Consider the following 6779-nt stretch of genomic DNA (forward strand, 5'->3'; position numbering starts at 1 on the left):
TGTACAGAAAAGAAAAAATACCAGAAAAGGCGGCAGTATCCAATGCTGCGAGCGACGGCGATCACGCCCGTCCGGCCAATCTGCAGTATTTTCACCCTATCACCGCCCCCCTTCCAATTGCCGCCGAGCGTCGCGTTTCGGCGTACCGGGAGCCAGCAGTATTCTATAGAGAGAGCAAGGGCAAACCGGATCGGAGATCAATGCAGTCAAAGGCAGAGTTTCGCGATCGTCTGAACAAAAAGCGTCGGGAACTGACCCCCCAAGCGTATCGCGAGGAGTCTGATCAAATAGTGGCCACGGCGCGCCAGTTACCGGAAGTCAGCCAGGCCCGAGTCGTGCATACGTACTGGCCCCGCGTAGATGATCACGAACCGGATATCCGTCCGTTGATCTACGATTTCCTCGAACGAAACGTGAAGGTCATCCTGCCCATTGTTGAGGTCTTTTCGCGAGCAACGACGCGCCCGCGTCTCTCCCACGTCGAGTACACCCGCGATACGAAGATGACACGCAATCGATGGGGCATTATGGAGCCGGAGAATCGCGGGGCGGCGGCGGTCGACAACATCGACCTGATACTCGTCCCGGCGCTGGCGTGCGACGTTAAGGGCCTCCGGATCGGCCACGGTTTCGGGTACTACGACGAATTCCTGGCAACAACTCCCGGCGTTCGACTCTGCCTCTGCATGGACCCATTTCTGGTCGATGCACTCCCTGCCGACCCACACGACCAGCGCATGGATATCATCGTCACAGGGTCCCAAATCATCAGACCTCAACGCAGCAATATGCCGTAACTTTGTAACCTGAAGATGTCTGAGGCGTAAGTTGCCTCGAGTACCAATCACCCGGTCACGATGAGAAGCAAAACCAGGACGACCACGAAACAGGAGTCAGCCGACTTTCGATTCGAGGAGGAGGACATGTTCGACCTCGAGTCTCTCTCTGATGAGGAGCTCGAAGATTTCCTTTTTGAGGAGGAAGAGAAGCCGAAGGGCATCTTCAATCTGCCCTCCCTCGCAGGCTTGTCGCTGATCATGGTGGGTGTCGCCTACATATTCCAGCAGGCCGGAATGTGGAGCGGATTTGACTTGTCGATACTCGCCGCCATGCTGCCCTGGATAGCGGGCGTGCTCATCATTCTGCTCGGCTTCGGTGTGCTCAACTGGAGGCCCGACAGGAAGAAGAAGTCGACCAAGAAGAAAGCCGCAAAAGCGCCGAAGGGCAAGGCAAAGGGCAAGGCAAAGGTTGTCGTCGAGCCGACGACTGCGCGTCCTCCGCACACCGGGAAGCGAAAACTGGAGAAGTCGAGAAACAAGAAGATCTTCGGCGTCTGCGCGGGCATCGCCGAGTACTTCAGCATAGACCCGACGCTCGTCCGGATAGCGTTCGTGATCGGCACCATCGCAACGCAGGGCCCGTTTCTTCTGGCCTACCTGATCCTTGCGGCTGTAATGCCGCACCCGAAAGGTCCGACCGTCGAGGAACGGATCACCATCCTCAAAGACACCAACTCCTGATATCTCAAACCGGACACGGTCGTGGCGAATACCAACAAGCTGACAAGATCGTCCTCAAACAAGGTCCTTGCCGGTGTTTGTGCCGGACTTGCTGATTACTTCGGCCTCGACCCCACGCTCGTTCGCGTGGGTTACGTCTTGCTGAGCGTCCTCTCCGCTGCATTCCCCGGGCTGCTCGTCTACATCATTCTGATGCTTGTGCTTCCTGAACGCTAGTCGCTTGCGGCTACCGAAGCGGAACCTGCCGTCGCCACGTGCAGATACGCGGGCCGCAGGTACTTTGAGATCGCCGCGTTGACCTCATCCAGTGTTGTTGCCCGGACCTCTTTAGGGAATCGGTCCAGGTAGCCAGGCCCGAATCCTCTCTCAATGTTCGCCAGGATGGATCTCGCGAGACCCGCCGTCGTTGCGAGGCCGACCGCAAATGAGCCGGCGATCGTCTCTTTCTTGTCCTGCAGCTCTTGATCCGTGACCCCGTCCCGGACAAACCGCTCGACTTCGGCCAGCGTCTCCTCCGTTCCTGCTGCCACGTTGTCGGCGCTCAGGGTAACAGACACTTCCCAGAACCCGTCGTAGTCAACGGACACGTCGGTCAACGAAGATCGAATGCCGTACGTCAGGCCGAGTTCGTCTCTGATCTTCATCATCAGTCGCGCAGAGAAATTTCCGCCGAGGATGTAGTTGCCCACGTACAGCGGCACGAAGTCCGGATGATCTCGACGAATCGACAATGTGTGACCCATCACGACATCCGAATTGGGTTTATCGGGAATATCTACGAAGGAGGTCAGACTGGACGAAAGCTCTGTATTCGCCGTGTATCTCCCGTGCTCACCATGATCGGGCCAGTCCGAAAACGCCGCGCCCACGCTTTTCTGCACGACGTTCGGATCCAGATCACCCACGACAACGAGGTTCAGATCGCGGGCACCGAAATGCGTTTGGTGGTAGCGCCGCACAGCGTCGTCGTCGACGGCCTCATATAGCGCAATCGATTCTTCCGGCGTCAGTCCGTAATTCGGATGCGCCGTGTCAAACAACGATCTCCGAAGAGCAACATCTGCCTGATCCGCCGTGCGCTCCATTGAACGTTGAGCGGATGCTACAGCTCGCCGTCGCACGAGCTCGAACTCCGCCTCGGCAAACGCCGGACTTCGCAGTTGCTCCGCCAGCAGATCCACAACGACCGGCAGATCGTCGCGCAGGACTCTGCCACTGAAGCCGACGCGAAGATCGTCACTGTAGAAATGAAGCTGTGCTCCGAGATTCTCTAGCACCTCCGCGACCTCGATCTTTGTGCGTCGACGCGTCCCCTTGTCGAGCGTCGACACACACAATGACTGCACAAGGTCCTGATTAACCGCGAGGTCGGGACCCGAGCGGAACGACCCTCTGAACGTCACGATATCTGAAACCGGCGTCGTCAACGTGTAGACGTTGCACCCACCGGCCTTCAGAACTTCGACCCGGTCGACGAAATCTGTCATGGTTCGCTACGCTGGTTCAACATCCACTTGCTCGCCGCCCGCCTCGGGCACGTAGTAGCCCACAGTGCTTGCTTCCGGCACACAGTACAGCCGGGCTACGCGCTGCAGGTCATCGACGGTAATCCGATTGTATCGCTCAAGTGCCGTCGTATAGAGGCGCCAATCGCCGGCTGCGATGGCCTCATTAAGTTGTGATGCGACGGCGAATGACCCGTCGCGACCGAACGCCTCTGCAGCCCGGATCTGGCTTACCGCCCTGGAAAGCTCGGACGCGGTTACGCCATCTTCCTGAATGGTCCGGAGCTCGTCCACGATTTCACGCTCAACTGCAGCGTGCTCGACATCCGGTGACAGGGGCGCCAGGACGTAGAAAAGTCCGGGATCGCGAAGACTTGACGACGAACAGTGAACACTCGTCGTCAGCCCCCGGTCCGTCAGGCAGCGATGAAGCCGGCTCGTCTTCCCGGACGAGAGGAGAACTGACAGTACATCAAGAGCGTCGGTGTCTGCGTGATGTGCATACGGCTGCTTGAACGCTACCATGACGGCACCAAGCTGGCCCGCGCGTCGAACCACCACTCTCCGTTCCTCACGTTGCGCCGGCTCCTCGATATCGATATCCGGAAACGCGTGGGGCGCGCGAGCGATCGAGCCAAATTGATTTGAAACAACATCCAGCGCGTCGTTGGGACCTACATCGCCAATCACCGACACGGTCGCGTTATTCGGCCAGTAGAAGGTGTCGTAGAAGCTGCGCAGTCCGGCTGCCGTCATTCGCTCGACATCCGGTCTCCACCCGATGGTCGGATGGTGATACGGGTGCTCGACAAATGCCGTGCTCCACACCGAATCATACAGCTTTCGGATCGGCTCATTCTCGCCACGGTCCAGCTCGTTGAGAATCACCGTACGCTCCGACTCGACATCCTCCGTTGACAGCAGGGCCCCGCGCATGCGATCCGCTTCGATCTCTGCAGCAAGCGAGAGATGCTCACGCGGCAACAACTCGTAGTAGTTGGTACGATCCAGCCACGTCGTCGCATTCACCCGCGCGCCAAGATTCTGAAGCACCGTGAACACCGTTCGGCCATTCTCACGATTGAACTTGCGGGATCCCTTAAACATCAGGTGTTCGAGGAAGTGCGTCGCACCCGTGAGTCCCGGCGTTTCGTTTCTGCTTCCCACCCGGTACGTGACCATCAACGTGACGACGGGTGCGGACGACTCCTCCATGAGCAGGACCTGCAGCCCGTTCTCACGGTGGCGATACTCGGTGATGCCACCCGAGGCCTCGATGAATTCGTACTCCGGGTGTTCGATCTGCTCCATATCCTCTCTCTCAGTGTGCATCCAGCCAGTTGTCCGCCACGTTGATCTCCACTTCGACCGGTAGTTTGAGCGGCAAAGCTTCCACCATCTCTTTCTCGACGAGCGCAGCCAGTGCGTCCGCATCGTCGGGAACGACCTCGAACACGAGTTCGTCGTGAACCTGCAGCAGCATTCGTGCGGACAGCGACTCCGCGATCAGTCTTTCCTGAATACGAATCATGGCGATCTTGATCATGTCCGCCTGTGTTCCCTGGATCGGCATGTTCACCGCAATGCGCTCCGCCGCCGACCTTTCCATACGATTGCGGGCGTCGATGCCGCGCACGAAGCGACGCCGTCCGAGCAGCGTCTGGGCGAAGCCCATTTCGCGCGCCAGTTCTACCTGCCGCGTCAGAAACTGCGACACCGCAGGATACGACCTGTGATAATCACCGATCAGGGTCTTTGCTTCGTCGAGCGGGCATCGGAGACGCTGTGCCAGTCCGAACGGTGAGATTCCGTAGGGTATGCCGTAGTTGACCTCCTTCGCCTTCGAGCGTTGGCTCCGGGTGACGTCTGCCGGATCTATACCGAAGACGCGCGCCGCCGTCGATGTATGAATGTCCTGACCACTCACGAAGGCCTCCATCAGCGCCTCATCCTCACTCATGGAGGCGAGGATGCGAAGCTCGATCTGCACATAGTCCGCAGCCATGAGCCTCATACCTTCGTCCGCCACAAATGCGCGCCGGATCACGCGTCCACGCTCCGATCGAATCGGGATATTCTGGAGATTCGGATTGGACGAGCTCAATCGACCTGTCGCCGCGACCGTCTGGTTGAATTCGGTATGCACCCGACCGGACTCGGGATGTATCAGCTCCGGAAGCGAATCGACATACGTACTCTTGAGCTTTGAGAGCTCACGCCAGTCAAGGATCAGAGCAGGCAACTCGTGTTCGGTAGCCAGCCTCTGGAGCACGTTCTCGCGTGTTGACGGCTTGCCGGTAGTTGTGCGCGAGACCACCGGGAGTCCGAGCTTGTCAAACAGGATCTCCCCGAGCTGCGCAGGTGATCCTATGTTGAACTCCCCTCCTGCGGCCTCGTAGATCTCCCCCTGCAGCCGGTCGATGTCCGTGCCCATCTGGACGGATATCTCGGCGAGCACGTCCGCATCGACACGGATACCACAGTGTTCGATGGTCGACAGGACAGGTATCAGGGGGAATTCGATCGTCGTGGCGATATCGTCGAGGTCGTACTCCGCAAGCTGATAGGCGAATACACCTGCGAGACGCAATGCAACGTCGGCGTCCTCACAGGCATACGGACTTACCTGTTGCGGTGACACATCTCGCATCGACAACTGCGACCGACCTGTACCAATGAGGTCCGTAATCGGAATGGTGCGGTAGCCAAGAAACCGGCGTGCGAGTGCATCGAGGTTGTGAGCTTCTTCGGGCGCCAGGAGGTAGTGCGCCACCATCGTGTCGAAGAACGGACCATTAACGGTCGCATCGTGACGAGCAAGCACGACGACGTCGTATTTGATGTTCTGCCCGATCTTGAGCGCTTCCGAGGTCAGTGCCGGGGCGATCTGCTTCAAGACATCGTCAGTTGGCGTCCCGTCCGGCAACGGCGTGGGGATGTACCACGCCTGCCCCTCCTCAATGCTGAACGACAGGCCAACCAGTGACGCCCACATGGCGTGCACGTCGGTAGTCTCGGTATCCAGAGCGAAGCTGTCAGCCGCGACGAGCTTCTTCACCAATGCATCCAACTCGGCGATATTGGTGACGAGGCGGTAGTCGACCGTCGTCTCATCGAACGCCTCCAGTTCGTCAAGCTCAAGTATCGTCGACTCCGATCCGGCGGGCTTCCTGGATCCGGAGAACAGATCAGCCTGTCCCGGTTCCTCCGCAGCAGGACCGGCACCCTTACCGGCAATCTTCTGAAAACGCGTATACAGAGACGAAAAATCAAGTTGGGAGAAGAGATGTGCAACAGCCGCATCGTCTGGGCTGCTCCGCCGCAGCGTGTGCCAGTCGACAGAAATGTCAACGTCTGTCTTGATGGTAACGAGCTTCTTGCTGAGCACTGCGGCGTCATGATGTGAAAGCAGCCCCTCGCGGGCGCGTTTGCCCTTCACATCCTCGGCGTGAGCGAGCAACTCCTCAACGTTGCCGTACTCGGTCACCAACTTTACTGCCGTCTTCTCACCGATACCCGGAACACCAGGAACGTTGTCGGATGCATCGCCCATGAGCGCAAGAACATCGATGAACTGCGCGGGCTCAAGTCCGAACTTCTCGCGAAACGATTCTTCGGTAATCGGATCAAACGACTCTCCGCGGTACGCCGGCTTGAAAATGGACACCCGGCGACTGAGCAGCTGCTGGAAGTCTTTGTCGGGAGAGACGATGACGACGTTTGCACCGTCCTTCTCTGCATGCAGACTAAGTGT

6 protein-coding genes are annotated in these 6779 nt (G+C 58.5%); 3 read left to right on the top strand and 3 right to left on the bottom strand.

What is annotated here, in order from left to right; all coding sequences use genetic code 11:
• The first annotated feature begins 200 nt into the window (after positions 1-200).
• From HKN37_08365 to HKN37_08375, 3 genes are all read left to right on the top strand, one after another.
• The gene (locus HKN37_08365; protein NNE46660.1) at positions 201-797 is read left to right on the top strand and encodes a 5-formyltetrahydrofolate cyclo-ligase; all 597 of its coding nucleotides are present in this window, start codon (positions 201-203) and stop codon (positions 795-797) included.
• 126 nt (positions 798-923) lie between these two features.
• Entirely contained in the window at positions 924-1520 is a 597-nt protein-coding gene (locus tag HKN37_08370; protein ID NNE46661.1) for a PspC domain-containing protein, read from the top strand.
• A 21-nt stretch (positions 1521-1541) separates the two neighbouring features.
• Positions 1542-1736 (top strand): PspC domain-containing protein, encoded by a 195-nt coding sequence (locus tag HKN37_08375; GenBank protein ID NNE46662.1) that lies wholly within the window; start codon positions 1542-1544, stop codon positions 1734-1736.
• Here the strand turns inward: HKN37_08375 and HKN37_08380 are convergent.
• The 3 genes from HKN37_08380 to polA all read right to left on the bottom strand — a co-directional run.
• Positions 1733-3007 carry an insulinase family protein gene (locus tag HKN37_08380; GenBank protein ID NNE46663.1) on the bottom strand — a complete coding sequence of 425 codons (1275 nt, stop codon included), beginning with the start codon at positions 3005-3007 and terminating at the stop codon, positions 1733-1735. The genes HKN37_08375 and HKN37_08380 overlap by 4 nt on opposite strands.
• 6 nt (positions 3008-3013) lie before the next feature.
• Positions 3014-4357: an insulinase family protein gene (locus tag HKN37_08385; GenBank protein NNE46664.1), complete on the bottom strand. Its 1344-nt coding sequence runs from the start codon at positions 4355-4357 to the stop codon at positions 3014-3016.
• The coding region (polA, locus tag HKN37_08390; protein NNE46665.1) for a DNA polymerase I at positions 4347-6779 on the bottom strand (2433 nt) is incomplete at its 5' end. The genes polA and HKN37_08385, both read right to left, overlap by 11 nt.

The sequence above is a fragment of the Rhodothermales bacterium genome (assembly GCA_013002345.1).
Taxonomy (GTDB): Bacteria; Bacteroidota; Rhodothermia; order Rhodothermales; family JABDKH01; genus JABDKH01.